Annotated in this window: 19 protein-coding genes; 10 read left to right on the top strand and 9 right to left on the bottom strand. The window is 59.5% G+C overall.

Annotated elements, in window-relative coordinates:
• Both DHV10_RS27630 and DHV10_RS27625 read left to right on the top strand, forming a co-directional pair.
• Positions 1–664: DUF4262 domain-containing protein (locus tag DHV10_RS27630; protein WP_204101550.1), on the top strand; the 664-nt coding region annotated here is incomplete at its 5' end.
• A gap of 79 nt (positions 665–743) precedes the next feature.
• Entirely contained in the window at positions 744–974 is a 231-nt protein-coding gene (locus tag DHV10_RS27625; protein WP_204101549.1) for a hypothetical protein, read from the top strand.
• Here the strand turns inward: DHV10_RS27625 and DHV10_RS26790 are convergent.
• Positions 971–1717 (bottom strand): hypothetical protein, encoded by a 747-nt coding sequence (locus DHV10_RS26790; RefSeq protein ID WP_109489508.1) that lies wholly within the window; start codon positions 1715–1717, stop codon positions 971–973. The genes DHV10_RS27625 and DHV10_RS26790 overlap by 4 nt on opposite strands.
• A 202-nt stretch (positions 1718–1919) precedes the next feature.
• Here DHV10_RS26790 and DHV10_RS26785 point away from each other — a divergent pair, with 202 nt between their 5' ends.
• Positions 1920–4145 carry a GH92 family glycosyl hydrolase gene (locus DHV10_RS26785; protein WP_109489510.1) on the top strand — a complete coding sequence of 742 codons (2226 nt, stop codon included), beginning with the start codon at positions 1920–1922 and terminating at the stop codon, positions 4143–4145.
• A gap of 81 nt (positions 4146–4226) precedes the next feature.
• On the opposite strand, the gene DHV10_RS26780 is transcribed toward DHV10_RS26785, so the two are convergent.
• The 5 genes from DHV10_RS26780 to DHV10_RS27470 are packed head-to-tail and all read right to left on the bottom strand — an operon-like array spanning position 4227 to position 6699.
• Positions 4227–5138 (bottom strand): YihY/virulence factor BrkB family protein, encoded by a 912-nt coding sequence (locus DHV10_RS26780; protein WP_109489507.1) that lies wholly within the window; start codon positions 5136–5138, stop codon positions 4227–4229.
• An 8-nt stretch (positions 5139–5146) separates the two neighbouring features.
• The gene (locus DHV10_RS26775; protein WP_109489506.1) at positions 5147–5611 is read right to left on the bottom strand and encodes a hypothetical protein; all 465 of its coding nucleotides are present in this window, start codon (positions 5609–5611) and stop codon (positions 5147–5149) included.
• A gap of 13 nt (positions 5612–5624) precedes the next feature.
• A complete protein-coding gene (locus DHV10_RS26770) occupies positions 5625–5846 on the bottom strand; it encodes a hypothetical protein (protein ID WP_109489505.1) in 222 nt (73 codons plus the stop codon).
• Positions 5843–6283, bottom strand: a complete 441-nt coding sequence (locus DHV10_RS26765; protein ID WP_162601942.1) for a phage holin family protein — start codon at positions 6281–6283, stop codon at positions 5843–5845. The genes DHV10_RS26770 and DHV10_RS26765 overlap by 4 nt, the downstream gene beginning before the upstream one ends.
• A complete protein-coding gene (locus DHV10_RS27470; RefSeq protein WP_162601941.1) occupies positions 6280–6699 on the bottom strand; it encodes a hypothetical protein in 420 nt (139 codons plus the stop codon). The genes DHV10_RS26765 and DHV10_RS27470 overlap by 4 nt, the downstream gene beginning before the upstream one ends.
• Before the next feature lie 329 nt (positions 6700–7028).
• Here DHV10_RS27470 and DHV10_RS26760 point away from each other — a divergent pair, with 329 nt between their 5' ends.
• Complete coding sequence (locus DHV10_RS26760) at positions 7029–8639, top strand: retropepsin-like aspartic protease (protein WP_162601940.1); 1611 nt, start codon at positions 7029–7031, stop codon at positions 8637–8639.
• Between the two features lie 241 nt (positions 8640–8880).
• Here DHV10_RS26760 and lepB read toward each other — a convergent pair whose 3' ends face one another.
• Both lepB and DHV10_RS26750 read right to left on the bottom strand, forming a co-directional pair.
• The gene (gene lepB / locus DHV10_RS26755; protein WP_109489502.1) at positions 8881–9711 is read right to left on the bottom strand and encodes a signal peptidase I; all 831 of its coding nucleotides are present in this window, start codon (positions 9709–9711) and stop codon (positions 8881–8883) included.
• An 89-nt stretch (positions 9712–9800) separates the two neighbouring features.
• Entirely contained in the window at positions 9801–10856 is a 1056-nt protein-coding gene (locus tag DHV10_RS26750) for a class I SAM-dependent methyltransferase (RefSeq protein ID WP_109489509.1), read from the bottom strand.
• Between the two features lie 217 nt (positions 10857–11073).
• On the opposite strand from DHV10_RS26750, the gene DHV10_RS27465 reads away from it, so the two are divergent.
• The 5 genes from DHV10_RS27465 to DHV10_RS26725 all read left to right on the top strand — a co-directional run bounded on the left by DHV10_RS27465 (position 11074) and on the right by DHV10_RS26725 (position 15046).
• Positions 11074–11274 (top strand): hypothetical protein, encoded by a 201-nt coding sequence (locus DHV10_RS27465; protein ID WP_162601939.1) that lies wholly within the window; start codon positions 11074–11076, stop codon positions 11272–11274.
• Between the two features lie 125 nt (positions 11275–11399).
• On the top strand, positions 11400–11924 hold the full coding sequence (locus DHV10_RS26740) for a hypothetical protein (RefSeq protein WP_109489500.1): 525 nt from the start codon (positions 11400–11402) through the stop codon (positions 11922–11924).
• A gap of 250 nt (positions 11925–12174) precedes the next feature.
• Positions 12175–12765 (top strand): helix-turn-helix domain-containing protein, encoded by a 591-nt coding sequence (locus DHV10_RS26735; RefSeq protein ID WP_109489499.1) that lies wholly within the window; start codon positions 12175–12177, stop codon positions 12763–12765.
• Positions 12766–12885: 120 nt separating this feature from the next.
• Positions 12886–13077 (top strand): hypothetical protein, encoded by a 192-nt coding sequence (locus tag DHV10_RS27460; protein ID WP_204101548.1) that lies wholly within the window; start codon positions 12886–12888, stop codon positions 13075–13077.
• A gap of 448 nt (positions 13078–13525) precedes the next feature.
• Positions 13526–15046: an ATPase domain-containing protein gene (locus DHV10_RS26725; RefSeq protein WP_109489497.1), complete on the top strand. Its 1521-nt coding sequence runs from the start codon at positions 13526–13528 to the stop codon at positions 15044–15046.
• Here the strand turns inward: DHV10_RS26725 and DHV10_RS27455 are convergent.
• A complete protein-coding gene (locus DHV10_RS27455) occupies positions 15021–15302 on the bottom strand; it encodes a hypothetical protein (protein ID WP_162601937.1) in 282 nt (93 codons plus the stop codon). The genes DHV10_RS26725 and DHV10_RS27455 overlap by 26 nt on opposite strands.
• A 213-nt stretch (positions 15303–15515) precedes the next feature.
• Between DHV10_RS27455 and DHV10_RS27450 the strand changes: the two genes are divergently transcribed.
• Positions 15516–16259 carry a sensor histidine kinase gene (locus tag DHV10_RS27450; RefSeq protein WP_162601936.1) on the top strand — a complete coding sequence of 248 codons (744 nt, stop codon included), beginning with the start codon at positions 15516–15518 and terminating at the stop codon, positions 16257–16259.
• Positions 16260–16685 lie beyond the last annotated feature (426 nt).

Below are 16685 nucleotides of genomic sequence, written 5' to 3'. Positions count from 1 at the left end.
CTCAGGATCTGAAGGAGCCTTCCGGTTTATTCAATCAACCGGAGCAAAGCGAAGTGGAGGAACCTGCAGTTGCTCTTCGGCCAGCCTGCGCTCGATATTATTGGTGAACACCACCATCATGCCGAACAACTTCGAAACCGACCGCACCCGCCATTGGCGCTCTACTCACCTGGTTCCGGAAGACGAAGACACAATCGACAAGATCGAACAGTATGGCTGTGCGGTAATTTCAGTGAAGAGCAACCTCGGTCGCGCCTACAGCTGGACGTACACCATTGGCGTATACGACACCTGCGGCAAGCCTGACCTCATCACCGTGGGGTTGCACCCTGACGTTGCTCACTCCTGTTTGAACGAAGCGATCAAACGCCTGCGCTCCGGTGTAGATATCACCCGCGAACGTCAAGCTGACCTAATTGGAAAGGTCAAGTGCGAATTTCGGCCCGTTGATCCGAAGTGGATCAAACGATTCATGAACTGGGCCGTGTGGTACTACGGCAACTCAGAATTCCCTGTGCTTCAGGCCGTCTACCCAGACCTGCAGAACAATCTTCCTGAAGATGAGGCCTTCAACGCTAACTTCAAGCAGCCGCTTATGCAACCGGGAGCACCGATGACGCGCACAGAGGGAGAACTTTTGGGCCACGCAGGATCCAAGCAGTAGTCTCCACGATTGGAAATTTCCAAACCCTCCCCACGTTTCGGCGTTCATTTCAAAAGCAGTCAACGAAGCAAAAGAGCCTGTGACACTCGTCTTTCACGATCTGAATGGCGATTGGCAATTCCTCGGTGAGACTTACATCGAAAGCGGAGGCGTAGCCGTCTGCCTCCATCACGCAATCGACGCCGATCCTACCTTGAAAGAGCTCGCTGACCTACCCCTCGGTTGGTGCGCCGAGCGTGAGAAGCTTGGGGATCCCTGGGCCCGCTCACAATTCGAGCCAGAAGACTATACAGACGAAGGCTCGTCTTAGATCCCCAGCGTCTCCCTGCACATTCTCATCCACCACTCCGGCCGCGCTCTCCACAAATAAACCGCCACATTCTGCCCCACCACTAACACCGGCAGCGCATACAGATACACCTTGTGCACCTGCCGATCCACCAGCAGATCCCGCGCCACGCCGAGCAGGATCACCGCATCGAGACACCAGAACAGAAGATTGTGATCGAAGATGTATTCGAACCGCCCGAACCCCGCATCCAGCAGACAACACGTCGCAACCACCATCAATCGCCGATGCACCTCCGGCTTCCCGCGCCACACAATCGCCAGCGCCACCGCCGTTCCGAACGCCAACATATCCCAGAACGTCGCGCTAAGGAATGTCGGATCAGGAGCCTTCATCACGAGAGCGTCGAACCGCCCCATCACCACTGAAACCACACACCCCAACACCACCATCACCGCAGCCAGCGCCGCTCCAAACCAGCCCAGCGTCCGATGCCAGCTCACCTTGCGAATCCGCACCAGCCCCGATTGCAGGATGAAAAACACCACCCACGCTGAAAACGCCGCACCATGCATCCACAGCAGCACAGGACGAGCAGGCGTCGCATGAACCAGTCCCGGCCCAACCGTTCTGCTGAATCCCGCCACGATAACGACCGCGACAATAAGGGAAATCAACAAATAGAAGTACCGATCAATCAGTCCATTCCGATTGAGAAAGCCGGGCGCCGGACGCGCAACCACTTGCTGGCTCACTGAAGCCATAAAAGCCTCCGAATCCAATACGAAAATGCTGGACCAAATAACAGAACGAGGAAGTGGAGCCAATCTAGCACGTTCAATTCGCGCTCCTCAATCCAAATCTCGACCCCGTCCAACCATCCTTTAATACCTCGCGATCTCCCGTGAGACTTCCTGCCTCCGGCGCTTGATAAAGTCGTGAAGAGACTTTTTGCTGGGAGCGATGATGGCTGAAAACAACACAGGCCCCGACAGACGAAACTTCCTCAAGAGTGCGGGCCTGGCCGCCGCATCCGCTGTCGTCGAAACACAACCGGCGCTGGCCGCCACGGCCCGCTTCGCGCAAGGAACTCAGAGCGAAATCGCGCAAGCAGAGCGCTCCGTCGATCTCGCCAACGTCCTCCAGGGCACCGACTCCACCTACGCATTCTCCCGGGGCAATACACTGCCCATCGCAGCCGTTCCCTTCGGCATGGCCCACTGGACTCTGCAGTCCGAAGCTCGCAGTCCCTGGATGTTTCAGCCCGGCGCAAGGCGTCTCCAAGGCTTCCGCTGCACCCATCAGCTCAGCCCCTGGCTCTCCGATTACGGCCAGGCCCTTTTCCTCCCCTTCTCCGGGGAAACGAAACCCGAGCCAAACGCGAGCAGCTCTTCGTGGCGTCCCGAAGACGCCGCGCTCCATCCCTACTCCTTCAAGCTGTCGCTATTGCGCTATCAGCTCGACGCAGAGCTCGTGCCCACCACGCGCTGCGCATCCATCTCCGGGGTCAACAGCAGCGGCATGCCTTCCGGATTCCTCATCGAAGTGCCAAAGGGCGCAGAGCCCGTCGACCGCGACGAAGCGAACCATACCATCCGTTTCAAATCGGCCATCAACGAAGGCGGTGTTCCCGCGAACTTCGCCACCTACTATGTCGTGCGCTTCGCCGCACCCTGGCGCGCGCTCGACGTCAGCGCAGCCGCCGGTCGTCTCACCATCGTTGCGAGATTCGGCGATCCCAAGAACATCGAAGCCCGCATCGCAACCTCCTTCATCTCTTTCGAACAGGCGCAGAAGAACCTCGACCTCGAGCTCGGCACCAAACCGATCGATCAAATCCGTAGCGAATCAAAATCCGACTGGGCAAAACACTTCGAACGCATGCAGGTCGAGGGCGGAACAGATCGCCAGCAGCGCACTTTCTACTCCTGCCTTTATCGTGCCCTCCTCTTTCCGCGCACCTTCCACGAGCCCGATGATGCCGGCCAGCCACACCACTACAGCGCCTACAACGGCAAGATAGAGCCGGGTGTCATGTATGCGGATCACGGCTATTGGGACGTCTACCGCGCCTGGTATCCGTGGATGTCCATCGTCTTCCCCGAGCGCCTCGGCGAAATTCTCCAGGCCTGGGTCAATGCATACAAAGAAGGCGGTTGGCTCCCGCAGTTTCCCGCCCCCGGCTATCGCGCCTGCATGACCGGCAGCCTCATCGACTCCCTATTCGGCGAGGCCGCAGCCAAGGGTATCAAGGGATTCGATCTTGCCGCAGCCTACGACGGCCTCAAGAAACATGCAACCCAGCCTGGCGATCCCGACAAAGGCTACGGCCGTCGCGGAGTTGAAGACTATCTCAAGCTCGGCTACTGCTCGGTCGATCACGTCGATCAGGCCGCTGCTGAAACCGTCGACGCCGCGTACGGAGACTTCTGCATCGCCCAGGTTGCCAAAGCCCTCGGCCGCGATGACGATGCCGCAATGTTCACCAAGCGTTCGCAGAACTGGAAGAACATCTTCGATCCAAAGACGAGCTTCTTCCGCGGCAAGCATGCTGACGGATCATGGCTCGAGCCCTTCGACGAAGTGCAGTGGGGCAATCCGTACGTCGAAGGCTCAGCCTGGCAGCATCGCTGGGACGCGCCGCACGACATCGACGCCCTCTTCACCGCCATGGGCGGCAAAGAGAAGGCAGCCGCCGCTCTCGAAAAAATGCTCACCATGGACCCCGTCTTTCACGTCGGCGTCTACGGGCAGGAGATTCACGAAATGTCAGAGATGGCAGCAGTGAACTTCGGCCAGTACGACCAGGGCAACCAGCCCGATCACCACGTCCTGTATCTCTTCGCGCTCGCAGGTCGGCCCGACCGCACCCAGTACTGGGTCAGGCGCGTCATGGACGAGCTCTACTCGCCCGACACCTTCGCCGGCGACGAAGATACAGGCGCAATGGCGGCCTGGTACCTGATGAGCGCCATGGGCATCTACGCGGTCTGCCCCGCAAAGCCCGAGTATGTTCTCGGTCGCGGGTATTTCCCCGCAATGACCGTGCGCGTCGGCGAAGGCAAAACGTTGCGCATTGAGAGCACTCGCTCCTCAAGCACCGCGCGCGCCTCACTCAACGGCAAGGCTATAGAAGGCGTTCTCATTCCGCACGCAGCACTCTCCGCCGGCGGCCGCCTCACCTTCGCATGAATTGCCGGGTGCCCCGAACCTGTCCTGAGCAAAGCCGAAGCATCGCTCGCATTCAGGGACCGGGGCACTCTCCAGGAAACCCTAAGCGGCCTTGTACTGCGACTCCACCCGCCGCCTCTCATCCTCAAACGCCGTTTCGGTCTTGTCTTCGTTCTCGATCACCCAGTTCATCTCGCCGCCAACCAGAATGGCGAACCCGGTGATGTACAGCCACAGCATCAGGATGATCACCGCACCCAGCGACCCATACGTCGCGCTGTACGAGTTGAAGAAGTGCAGATAGATCCTGAATCCCAGCGAGGCTACCAGCCACAGCACTACGCCAATTGCCGATCCCGGTGTCACCCAGTACCATTTCCGCTCCTCGAGATCGGGCCCGAAGTAGTAGATCAGCGAATACGACAGAAACATCACGAAGAAGGTCAGCGGCCACTCTACGATGCGCCATACAACCTCAAACATCTTGCCCACGCCCACGCGCGTCGCGATCAGCTCACCGATCTTCCCGCCGTAGAGCACCAGCGCCGACGCCACAAGGATCAGAAGCGCTAATCCCAGCGTCAAGCCGACCACCGTCAGCTTTTGCTTCCACCATGGCCGCGTTTCCTTCGTCTTGTAGATCACGTTGAGCGACGTAATCACGGCGCCCATCCCGCCTGAGGCCGCCCACAGCGCGCCCAGTAGCCCCGCTGCCAGCTTCACGCCGCCGCTGCTCTTCACGGTCTGGCTCACCACCTGCTGCACGAGCCCTGACGCGGACCCCGGCGCCAGGTGCCCTAGCGTCGCCACAATGTTGTCCCGCATCTCCGTCGCATGTCCCGCTAGCAATCCGATCAGCGACACCAGAAACAGGAACATCGGGAACAGAGCCAGAATGAAGTAGTACGACAGAGCCGCCGATCGGTTCGACAGTTCATCCTCGTCAATCTTCTTCATTCCAAGTTGCGCGAGCTTGAGCGGCGTCAGTCCGCCGAGTTTCCAGAGAGAAGCCATGGGCCCCCCTAAATCGCTGCCGCTGGCTGAGTATTGATCTCTCTCACCGAATCCGGCGTCTCTGCCTCAGCATGCGGCTGGTGCGCATGATTCAGATCCGTCAATTCGCTGATACACGTCATCAACACGCCCTGAATCCGAAAAAAGTTCTTCTCCGGCTCATCGCCGAACGAGAAGAACTCCGGCATTGCCGCCACCATCGCTGCCAGCCCCACCTCGATGTTCCGATGTTTCTCCAGGCCGAACACTCCGTTCACTCCGCCCGGATACTCCGTGAGAGCGCTCACCGCAGCCACCGCGGTGCCCGACACCAGCGACGCAATCGCCGCGCGCTTGTTTCGCCGCCAGAAAAACCCCGCACCCGCCAAAAACACCCCGGCCGTCACGTAGTCCAGCATCGAGTGTGACTTCGGCGAAATCATGCGCGGCATCGGCTTCGTAATCGCTTTCGCAACCGTATTCAGCATTGCCATCCTTCGCTCCTCGCTACCGCTGCGTAAACATTCCGCCCGCTGCAAATCCAGTCAGCAGCCCCACCGCCGCAACCGCAACCGCCGCAGTACCAAACTTCTCGCGTGCGTTGCGCTTCACATCGAGCCGCTCGCGCGTAACCTGGATCTTCCCCTTCAGCTCCTCGGCTCGCTCATGCAGCTGGTGCCGCTGCTCGATCGCCTTCAATGCAAGATCATCCACCGGTTGAATACTCATACGCGGCTCCTCACTTCAGACTGCAGCCACATCTTGTCTTCCTTCAGCACCTGCATGGTCCTCTTCGGCATCAGCTCCTTAACCTGGAACTCCCGCATCGCCATGTAAGCGCAGATCCCGCCCACAATCCCCCACAGCACTGCGATCGCAAAGAATCCGATGCACCAGCGGTACGGATTCTGCTGCATGAACGCCACAATCGCGCCCACCAGTCCCAGCGTGAACAGCATGTACGCCGTAACCAGAAACAAAATCCCGACAATCGCCAGCGGAGCAGCTGCTTTCAGCATGGCCATCTTCTCGCCAAGCTCCGTCCGCAGCATCGCAATCCGCGTTTCTAGAAAATCCTTCAGCTCATCCTTCGTGTCCGAAAGAATGCTGCCTACCGTCCTGCCCCCGTTCACGCCATTGTGCAGATGATTCGCTTCAGTATTCACGACGCTCTCGACCTCCAGACCCTCAATGCAATTCCCGCTACAAAAGCCGTCGCCGCAATCGCTCCCAGCGCCTCCAGCGGATACTGTTCCCTCACATACGATGCGTTCTTCTGTGCGCGCCTTCCCAGATTTTTCGTTTCGCGCTCCACCTCCGAATACTTCTCTTCCGTGTACCCGCGTGCGCGATCGAACCATCGTGAGTACGTGCGCGAGGCCGCCCCGAACGCGCGCCCCACGGCGTCCGCGTACGATTGCAAAGCGCTCTCCATTGCAGGCGGTCTGTAGTGCGCGGGGCTCGTCACCGCCGGTATCTGGTGCGATGGCGGCACCGCGAACTCCGCCACGTTCGTTTCACCGAAGCCCGCATTCGTTCCACCTAAACTCGAATAGCCCGTCTCTGGGGGTGTAGTTGTCATAAATATCCAGCCTTAGTTACAGCTCCTCCGTTTACCTGCTTGCCTCGCTCAACTCGCAACAACCGGCGGCCTTCTTCCTTATCCGTCAGCTACGTGAGTGCGATGCGCCGATGTTTTTACCAGTTGTTCAGCCCCGGCCCTATCTCCGCTCTTGTACTCACAACCTACTTTCCCTTCGGCGTCTTGCCCGCTCTGCACGAAACAGAGGCTCATCCCGATCTCATACAATGTCTTCGATCCACCTTTTTCTGAATTCTGCGATGCTCATCGCGCTCTGCTGGCGCTCGATGCCGCTCCGTGATGACCTCGAACGATCATTGAGGCCCGCCATGCATCCGTCGTCCTTCCGAATCCGCTTCGGCTTGTTCACCCTTTGCGCCGCAGCTCTAATCCCTTCAGCGGCCTCCGCCATCACCTGCAACGTGGTCAAGCACGGCCCGCCTTCGGAAGCACAAAAGGCTCTCCTCGCCGCCGACTTCGCGCGCGCCGAATCCCTCTTCCGCGCCGACCTGCAAAAATCGCCCAGCGATCCCGCCGTCGTCTCCGGTCTCTTCGCGGCTCTCCTCAAGGAAAACAAACTCAAAGACGCCGCCGACCTCGTCAAGGCCTCCATCGCCGCGCAGCCCGCATCCGCCCCGTTCCTCACCCTTCGCAGCGAACTCGAGTTCCGTCAGGGAGAGCCCTGGGCCGCCGAGCAAACCGCTCTCGCCGCGTACAAAGCCGACCCCTGTGATCCGCGCACCCGTCTCCTCTTTGCCCGTGTCGCCCAAGCCGAATCGCGCAACGCCACCGCAAAGCAGCAGTTCGGCCTCGCCCACCAGTTCGATCCCGAAGACCCCGAGATTCGCCTCGCCTGGCTGCAGACACTCCCTCTCGATCAGCGCACCTCCGAGATGGACGCCTTCCTCTCCGCCCCAACCGGCGAAGACCCGCCCACCGCAGCCTTCCTCCACGCCGAAGCCGAGCGCTGGAAAAAACTCGCCGCGCAGCCGATCCACGCCTGCAAGCTCTCCGCCGGCTCCGCTCCCGCCGACATCGACTTCATCCGCCTTGCCGGATACGCCGGCCACACCCGCGCTGTCGGCATCGAACTCGCCGTCAACTCCGCCAACGCTCGTCTCGAATTCGCCGGCGGAGAAGGCGGCCTCACCCTATACAAGCCACTCGCCGACCGCGCCGGACTCAAGCGCATCTCCGACAACGAGCCACCCGCCTTCCCCGGCGCCAAGCCCACCTATTTCGCTCAAGCCGACAAGCTCAAGCTCGGCAACCTCGAGTTCCACGACTGCGCCGTCAAAGTCATCGACGCCGCCGGCCCCACCGACGACGGCAACGGCACCATCGGCTTCGACGTCTTCGCCGACTTCCTCGAGACCGTCGACTACCCCATGCGCAAGCTCCATCTCGCCGCGCTTCCGCCCGCGCCGCAGGATGCCGCCTACATTCCCGCGCTTCACACCGACACCACCGAAGGCACTGGCGCCGCCGCCCCGCACCTCGTCGATCGCGTAGTTCCCGCCGACATGAAAGACTGGTCGCAGATCTACCGCTCCGGCCGCGACCTCATTCTTCCCACCGCCATCAACGACAAACTCGTCAAGCTCTTCGTCCTCTCCATCAGCTCGCCCGAGACCAACGTCGCTCCCGACATCGCCAAAGAGCTCTCCAAAACCTACGAGAAAGAAGTCGGCGGCTGGGGCGGCTCTCCCACCATGAAAGTCACCTACGCCAACGAGCTCACCTTCAACTTCGCCCACTTCTCGCAGAAGATCGCGAATGTCCCCACCACCGACACCTCGCTCCCCACCCGCATCACCGGCATGGAAATCGGCGGCAACATCGGCGCCAACACCTACCAGCAGCTCATCCTCCACCTCGACTACCGCGACGCCCTCGTCAAATTCGAGTTCATCCCCGACCGCGGCTTCAAATACCAGTGACAACATCGCCGCACAAACCGAGGACTTCACTCCGAAAATTCTGCTTGAATCAATTCTGAATTCAGCTCCCGCAGGGAGCCATGGTCGTCAGCCCGCGACCAGCGCAGCGACGCTCCCGTAGGGAGCAAAGGTGTTAGCCCAGGACTAGCGCAGCGCAGTCCTGGGTAGCGCACCAAAAAGAACCGTCGAGCCCCGTAGGGGCGCTGCCGACTTCGAACAATCCGTTGTGTGAAGTGTCCGTTCACCGCACCACGTGAAATGTCCTTCCCCACCGCGTATCCGGAATAAACCGCACCAGCACGTGCCCAATCCAAGCCAAGTTTCGGCCGACTCCTGCCTGCCCAATCTGTCCCTCTTCGGCCTCGAACGACCAATAGTTGAACAGCGGACGCCCCACGATATTCCCACGCGGCACAAATCCCCAGAAGCGCGAGTCCAGGCTGTTATGCCGGTTGTCGCCCATCATGAAATACATCCCCGCTGGAACCACCAGCTCGCCGCCCTGAACATAGCTCGAGAAATTCACCGCCCACGACTCCGTTGCTCCGGGCTCTCCTTCCGGAGGCACTGCGGGAAAATCGTCCAGAAACTCGTTGAAGTTCTCTGCCGTCGTTGGCTGCGCAAATCCCCCCGGCTGCTCCACGCCATTCACACTCACGATGCCGTTGCGAAGACGAATATGGTCACCCGGCACGCCGATCAATCTCTTCACCAGCGGAGTGTATTGCGGAGTGCCATCCGCACCCAGCGCATCAATCCCCGGCTGATAAACCGGCTTGCGAAACACCACAATATCCCCGCGCCTCGGCTCGCGATACCGGATGAGCGGCATCCACCGCGTGGGCTGCGCCAGCGTGATCTGGTCCACCACCAGGTGATCGCCGATCAGCAGCGTGTTCTTCATCGAGCCCGACGGAATCACATAGTTCTGCGCCAGGAACGTCAGAATGAACAGCCCCACCACCAGCACTGAGCAGATGCCGGACAGCGCCTCAAAAGGCGTCTCTTCCCGAACGACGTCCGCGGAATCCCCTTTCGTTGAACCAGCAGATATCTTCGTCGTTGCACCCATCCGGAAGCTCCTCAGCAAGCGATGCGAGCCTCATGGCGGTCGCAGCGATCACTTCCGGATGATTTCACGCGCCGTCATCCATCGTCGAGTCACGAGCAGCCAATCACGATCGTATGCGGACTCATCGGAATCGGATTCGCTTTCACATCCTTGAACCCCGCATCCTCATACATCGCCTTCAATTCGCTGAAGGTGTACGCATCGCCGGCAACCGTCGTCGCCAGCATCGACATCGCGAACCCCGCCGCCATCGGGGGCGACACCCGATCTTCATTTGGAACAAACTCCAGCGTCGCCGCATACCCGCCCGGCTTCAAGGCTCCATGCACCTTCTTGAGCAGCTTCCCGCACGTCTCCTTGTCGAAGTGGTGCAGAAAATTCGTCAGCAGCACCACATCGTAAGGACCGCCAAAATCCACCTCGAACGCGCTTCCCGGCAGCATGTCATACCGGTCCCGTACGCCCGCCTTCTCCGCATTCTTCAGCGCCACGCGCAGCACCGGAGCCCAGTCCAGTCCCGTCACGTGCGCCTGCTTGTTCTGCTTCGCTACTTCAATGCCGAACAGCCCGTGGCCGGCGGCGATATCCAGCACCCGCATCGGCCCGTCACGTCGCTCCAGAACGACCGCAGCCAGCGGCCCAGCCATCGGGGCCATCATCGGAGCCATCGTCTCCGCAAACTGCACCCATACCGGATTCTCCGGCTCCACAGTGCCCTCGCCCTCCAGCGAAGTTCTCCCGTCCCGTACAACCTGGGCCAGGTTTTTCAGCGGCTCCTTCATCGCATCGTTTCCCAGAAACTGCGCCACCGACGCCAGGCACGCCGGCGACACCGGATCGAGAAACGCTGCGCTGCTGGGCGTGTGCTTGTACCGGTTTCCTTCCTTGGCCAGCACTCCATTGATCACCAGGAAGTCGCAGAGGATCCGGATGCCCCGCTCAGAGGCTTTCGCATGTTTTGCAATCGAGGCCACGTCTCCGGGACCCTCCCCAACAGCTCGAAAGACATCCAGATCGATCGCCGCTTTCAGCGCCGCGGTCTTCTGCACGGCCTGCATCATTTCAAAAACAATTCCTGGGTTCGGTGGAGCCTGCGCCCCTGGTGTCGAACCCGCGTTCAATACAGCCGTGTGCCCGTTTGCCATTCCGACCTCCATCGGTGCCCGGTGTAGAAACTTGTGTCGGGGAAGTTTTCCTTGAGGTGGCCGAGTCTATCAAAGCCGCAACTCAGCAATCAATCACGATAGGCATTCGCCGGAAAATCTATGCCCGCTCTTAACACGCGTTCGTCGTCTTTGACACAGCGCCTGGGGTTTTCCCTAGGTGGTACACTCCATCATCACGTCTTTGAAGGACCCCCTCGTGGACCAGCCACCATTTCTCAAACCAGAGCGCGACCAGGCCACCAACCTGCTGACCGGCGACTTCCGTTGCAGCTATTGCGGCACAATCTTCCACCCCGAGCTCAACATGACCCGCATGCTTGCTGCCTTCACCGCCCACAAAATGCACGCCCACCCCGACGCCCCCAAATCCACCGCCCCCTTCTCATCCCCGCTCTGATATATCCATATCCCGCCGTCAGACCAAGTCCTCCTGTGAGCGCGCTCGCCCCGGTATAATCCCCGTTTTCTCCTGTGTCCAAACTTGCTATATTCCTTCTGCGTAACCCCCGAAGTGCAATCGCCATGCTCACGGCTCCCATCCTGTACGTCGGTGACGACATCTGCCACCGCATCCCGGTCTTTCAAAGACTCGGGGCCCGAGTACGCCGTGTGCGATGCTCCGCCGGCGAGGTGCGCGAAGCGTTCAGCGATCAGACGTCCTATTCTGCCGTCAGTCTCCACCAGGATGTGGAGCTGCTCCCACCCGACGTACTCGCCGCCGCTGCCTCCTCCTCCTCGCCCCTCGTGCTGTTTGAAAATCCCGCCATCCCCTACGACCCTGCCCGCTTCGACCTCATCATTGAACCTTTCACGCCCCCGGTCCTCTGGCTGCAGTGCATCCAGGACACCATCGAAGAATCGCGCAAGCTGCGCGCACAGTGCGAGGCGCTGCGCGAAGACTCAGCTGCCCTGCGCACCAAGGTGATACAGCAGCGGGTCAGGATGCACCAGCTGCTCGCAACTCCCATCGACCTCGACGACCTCTGGCGCCTCGACTGGAACACCCTCCACCCCGTTGCTTTCGCGCCAAAGAAAGACGCCGAGTAGCATGGCGGACGGCTCGTCCCTCCTGCGCGCCATCAAGCAGCAGCACCAACGCGATTTCGCCGTGACCCTCTTCCCCATGTGGTGGTAAGCTTCCGCCCTCGCATTTTGGGACCGGGGTGAAGCGCGGGTGCCCCGCATGTCGTGCCAGAGCACTTGGAGGCCTGGGTAACGCGATGCCCCATCCAGGACCGCCTCGCCCCCTGTGACACCGCGCACATCACATCACTCAACGCGGTGCCAGCATCGTTCCATGTCCTTGCCAACGACTGCACCATCCGACCCGCTCGCCATCTACTCCATAGGCCTGAAACTACGCACTCTCCGCATCACCAAAGGCCTCACCCTCTCACGCCTCGCCCATCAGACGGAGCTCTCCACCGCGCTCCTCTCCAAGCTCGAAACCGACCACATGACCCCCACGCTCCACACCCTCGAGCGCATCTGTCGCGTCTACGGCATCAGTCTTGGACACTTCTTCTGCGAGCCGCAGCACCACTCGGTCTCCATTACGCGCAAAGCGGCCACCGCCCGTCATCGCGGTGACCAGCTCCCGCGCCCCATTCCGCTGCACGTGTCCACGCCCGAAACGCATCAACTCGCGCAGATCATCGAGATTCCCGCACGCGCCTCGGTCACTGTCGGCGAATGCGGCGCTGTCACTGAACTCACCGCCTACGTCATCGAAGGCGCTGTGTACGCGACCATCGCCGGAAGCCGGGAGAAGCTCGAGACCGGGGACAGCGTGGTGCTCAGCACCGACCAGCCGATGGTGTGGAGCGGCGAGGAATCGCCCTGCCAACTCCTCACCGTCTTCGTCCGTCCCATGTCTGCCGCCGCCTGACCGGCATCTCAACCGCCCCGACCTGCCGTGACCTCCAGCTTCTAAGCCGGGATCGGCTCAACTATCATTGCGATAGTGACGGACGAGGATTCCAAGCCCAGCCACGCGCCTCCTGAGACGATGGTCCGCCTCAGAGCTCTTCGGAGTTTCGGGATTCAGCCGTTTTTGAAAGGCCAACACCTCCGCGTTCCAGACCCCAATTTCCCTCTCTTCTACAACAAGGGAGACATTGTGGTAGTGCCGTTCAGCCAGGCCATCCGATTGATCGCCGCAGGACACGCCGCTAGAGTCACCGAAGATGATGCACGCTGATTGGGACGGATCGGAGCGCTGGGCGCCCCTGAGCCCGTCCTGAGCCAAGTCCAAGGATCCCTCGCCTTCGGGGACCGGGGTGAGGCGCCGGGTGCCCCCTCGTCACCGGATGGCTAGGGTGGGAACCCACAAGCCCCACTCACCGCAGCTCAAATCTGCGCCCGCCACTGACAGGCCTTCGCGAACTCGTTACCGCGGTTGGAGAGAGCACGTCCATGCCCCGTCCTTTTCATCGCCGCTTATGGATACGTCCGAGTGTCGCCTGGTCTAAGGAGAGCGGCCCTAAGAAGATCGGTGTAGCGCAGCTTGAGCAACCGGAGTTGGCAGAACCTACCCTGCTGCAGGAAAATCTTCTTGCTCTTCGGATGACGGGCTAGTCAAGCACGAGTAGACAACCGCCGGGATCAATCCCCAGGGCCCCAGTACATCAGATCCCGAGGAGAAACTCATGCCAGACAGTACGAAAGACTCTGCACTGGAGGAAATCTGCCCGACCGGACTTCGTGGGCTTGACGACATCATCGCCGGAGGTCTGCCGAGCAATTGCTTCTATCTCATCCAAGGAGACCCGGGTTCTGGAAAGACAACCTTGGCTCTGCAGTTTCTCTTTGAAGGTCGGGCACGTGGAGAGGCAGTTCTCTACATAACGCTCTCTGAAGCCAAAGATGAACTTGAACGGGTGGCGAGTTCTCACGGTTGGTCCCTGGACGGTATTCCACTGCTCGAGTTCTCAGCGATCGAAACCTTGTTGCAGCCCGAGTCGCAGACAACCGTGTTTCACGCCTCTGAGCTGGAACTCACAAAGGTCTCGCAGTTGCTCAAGCAGGAGATTGCAAAACATCGGCCTAAGCGCGTGGTGTTCGACTCTCTTTCCGAGTTTCGCCTGCTTGCGGAAACGCCACTCCGTTACCGCCGGCAATTGCTGAATCTCAAGCATGAGTTGTCCCGGCAGGGAACAACGGTACTTCTGCTCGACGACAAGATGGACAGTAATCGAATCGGGAGCGATCCTCACGTTTTAAGTCTTACCCACGGCGTGATTGAAATGGAGCAACTATCGCCTGACTATGGGAAATCACGAAGGCGGCTTCGCGTCATGAAAATGCGAGGTGTTCGTTTCACCGAGGGCTACCACGATTACATAATCGACACGGGCGGGATACAGGTCTTCCCGCGTCTGGTGGCCTCTGAGCATCACACAACCTTCAAACGCGAATCGGTCAGCAGCGGGTGTCCTCCTCTCGATGCCTTGTTATCGGGTGGTTTGGACAGGGGAACGACCACTCTGATCATGGGACCGGCCGGGACCGGCAAATCAACTCTGGCGCTGCAGTATGCAAGAAGCATGGCGGAACGCGGGGAGAAAAGCCTTCTTTTCACCTTCGACGAAACCCGCGCGACTACGCTGGCGCGTGCGGAGGCGCTCGCAATGGGGCTCGATCACTACATTCCAGACAAGACCGTGCAGATCGAACAACTAGACCCCGCGGAGATTTCACCCGGTGAGTTTGCGGGACGTATTCAAGCAGGCGTCGTCGATCAAGGAGCCAAGCTGGTCGTGATCGATACCCTGAACGGTTATTTGAACGCCATGCCCGGCGAGAAGTACCTGGCCAACCAACTTCACGAGCTTTCGGCATACCTGAATCAGCAGGGTATTCTGACCATCTTCACGCTCGCGCAGCATGGTGTCGTTGCGGCCCTCGATGCCCCAGTCGACATCAGCTACTTGGCTGACACGGTGATCAGCCTGCGGTTCTTCGAAGCTGCAGGCGCCATGAAAAAAGCTATTGCTGTGATCAAGAAGCGCAGCGGACAGCACGAGCAAACCATCCGGGAATTTGCTCTCGTGTCGGGGCAGGGGGTGCGCATCGGGGAGCCTCTCACGCAATTCCAGGGTGTGCTTTCGGGTTCCCCGATATTCCGCGGCCCAGAAGATCAGATCATGCGGCATTCCCATGGAAAGTAGTCGATTCGATGAGCGCGTGCTGATTCTTGCGCCAGTTGGCCGGGACGCGCCTGCAATGGCAACTCTGCTGATGGAACACGGGTTTACTCCAGACATCTGCGGAAGCGCAACCGAACTCCGCGAGCGCATTCGGGAAGGTGCAGGAGCGGTTCTGCTGACCGAGGAAGCGCTGGAACTGGCACAGATCCCTGAACTGCTCGATCGGCTCAGAAGTCAGCCCTTCTGGTCCGAGCTGCCAGTCATCATCCTTACTCACGGTGGCGAGTCCCGCCTGGCGCGCTTACTGGATTTGGCAGCGACGGCGGCAGGCGTTCTAACCATTCTGGAACGCCCAATCGGCTCGGGAACGCTCGTCCGAACGATCGAAGTTGCAATCCGGAGCCGTCGTCGCCAATACCAGGTTCGCGACCTCATTGCGGAGAGCAGGAGCCAGATCTCTGCTCTCAAGGAGAACGAACGCCTCATTCGGATGCAGGAAGAACGGCTTCGGAAAGTAGAAAAGCTCGCTGCCGCTGGGCAGTTGGCCGCTTCATTGGCCCATGAGATCAATAACCCTCTCGAAGCAGTAACGAATGCTCTCTATATTCTGCAGAACTTCAGCGGTCTTTCGGCGGAATCGCTCCAGTTGGCAGACACCGCGACAAACGAACTCGCTCGCGTGTCGAGAATCGTGAAACAGAGTCTCTCGTACTACCGGGTCGACAGGTCTCCCAGAGAAGTCGATCTATCAGAGCTCCTAGAGGAGTCGCTTCGCATCTTTCAAGAGAAATTCCGGAAAGCAGATCTTCAGATCGAAGCCAGAATTCATCCGCAAACGAATATCCTTGGCTTCCCAGACGAGATGCGTCAAGCGGTGGACAATCTGCTGCTCAATGCCGTGGAAGCCACTCCAAAAGGTGGTCGGCTTTGTGTCTCTTTACGTTTGACAAAAGATTGGAAAGGAGAGAACCCCTCGGGGATGGCTCGCCTCACGATCTCCGACACAGGCTGCGGCATTTCCGGAAGTCAACTATCGCAGCTTTTTGAACCTTTCTTCACCACGAAAGCGGAAAAGGGAAATGGGCTGGGTCTCTGGGTGGTTCGGGGCATCGTGGCAAAACACGAAGGCAGCATCAAGATCCGGAGCTCGACTAAGACAGAAAACCGGGGAACTACGGTTTCAATTCTCTGGCCGCTAGCGAAATCGATTATGAATGCAGGGACAGATCACTGATCCGCCCTCTTCGGAACGATCGCAAATTGACTGCTTCGTAAGTGCGTGGTCGGCAACTCGGACCCTAGGAGGCGAAGATTCGCCAAAGGTCCGAGTTGCCGGTTAGTCGCTAACTGACTGTTCTTAGGTCGACCGCGCTGGAACACACTTCTTCAAATCAGGCTGTCATTCTGAGCGCACGGGGACCTGGTAAGCGAAGAATCTTCTTTTGCTTCACCCAAAATGGCTCAAAGTCAGAGTGACCGGTTAGTCGCTGACTGACTGTTCTTAGGTCGACCTCGCTGGAACACACTTCTTCAAATCAGGCTGTCATTCTGAGCGCACGGGGCCCCACGCGCTTTCTTCAGCGTGGGGGTGGTAAGCGAAGAATCTGCTTTTGCTTCACCCAAAATGGCTCAAAGTCAGAGTGGCCGGTTAGTCACTAAC

The organism is Occallatibacter savannae (assembly GCF_003131205.1).
Classification (GTDB): Bacteria; Acidobacteriota; Terriglobia; order Terriglobales; family Acidobacteriaceae; genus Telmatobacter; species Telmatobacter savannae.
The sequence above is the reverse complement of the archived record's forward strand: the minus strand, read 5'-3'. Positions and strand labels throughout refer to the sequence as shown.

Coding starts and splice junctions, on each gene's coding strand:
- DHV10_RS26785 (WP_109489510.1), top strand. CDS start 1,920: ATGGCTGAAAACAACACAGGCCCCGACAGACGAAACTTCCTCAAGAGT.
- DHV10_RS27460 (WP_204101548.1), top strand. CDS start 12,886: ATGGTCCGCCTCAGAGCTCTTCGGAGTTTCGGGATTCAGCCGTTTTTG.
- DHV10_RS26760 (WP_162601940.1), top strand. CDS start 7,029: ATGCATCCGTCGTCCTTCCGAATCCGCTTCGGCTTGTTCACCCTTTGC.
- DHV10_RS26790 (WP_109489508.1), bottom strand. CDS start 1,717: ATGGCTTCAGTGAGCCAGCAAGTGGTTGCGCGTCCGGCGCCCGGCTTT.
- DHV10_RS26735 (WP_109489499.1), top strand. CDS start 12,175: ATGTCCTTGCCAACGACTGCACCATCCGACCCGCTCGCCATCTACTCC.
- DHV10_RS26770 (WP_109489505.1), bottom strand. CDS start 5,846: ATGAGTATTCAACCGGTGGATGATCTTGCATTGAAGGCGATCGAGCAG.
- DHV10_RS27470 (WP_162601941.1), bottom strand. CDS start 6,699: ATGACAACTACACCCCCAGAGACGGGCTATTCGAGTTTAGGTGGAACG.
- DHV10_RS26750 (WP_109489509.1), bottom strand. CDS start 10,856: ATGGCAAACGGGCACACGGCTGTATTGAACGCGGGTTCGACACCAGGG.
- DHV10_RS26775 (WP_109489506.1), bottom strand. CDS start 5,611: ATGGCAATGCTGAATACGGTTGCGAAAGCGATTACGAAGCCGATGCCG.
- lepB (WP_109489502.1), bottom strand. CDS start 9,711: ATGGGTGCAACGACGAAGATATCTGCTGGTTCAACGAAAGGGGATTCC.
- DHV10_RS26780 (WP_109489507.1), bottom strand. CDS start 5,138: ATGGCTTCTCTCTGGAAACTCGGCGGACTGACGCCGCTCAAGCTCGCG.
- DHV10_RS26725 (WP_109489497.1), top strand. CDS start 13,526: ATGCCAGACAGTACGAAAGACTCTGCACTGGAGGAAATCTGCCCGACC.
- DHV10_RS27450 (WP_162601936.1), top strand. CDS start 15,516: ATGCAGGAAGAACGGCTTCGGAAAGTAGAAAAGCTCGCTGCCGCTGGG.
- DHV10_RS26740 (WP_109489500.1), top strand. CDS start 11,400: ATGCTCACGGCTCCCATCCTGTACGTCGGTGACGACATCTGCCACCGC.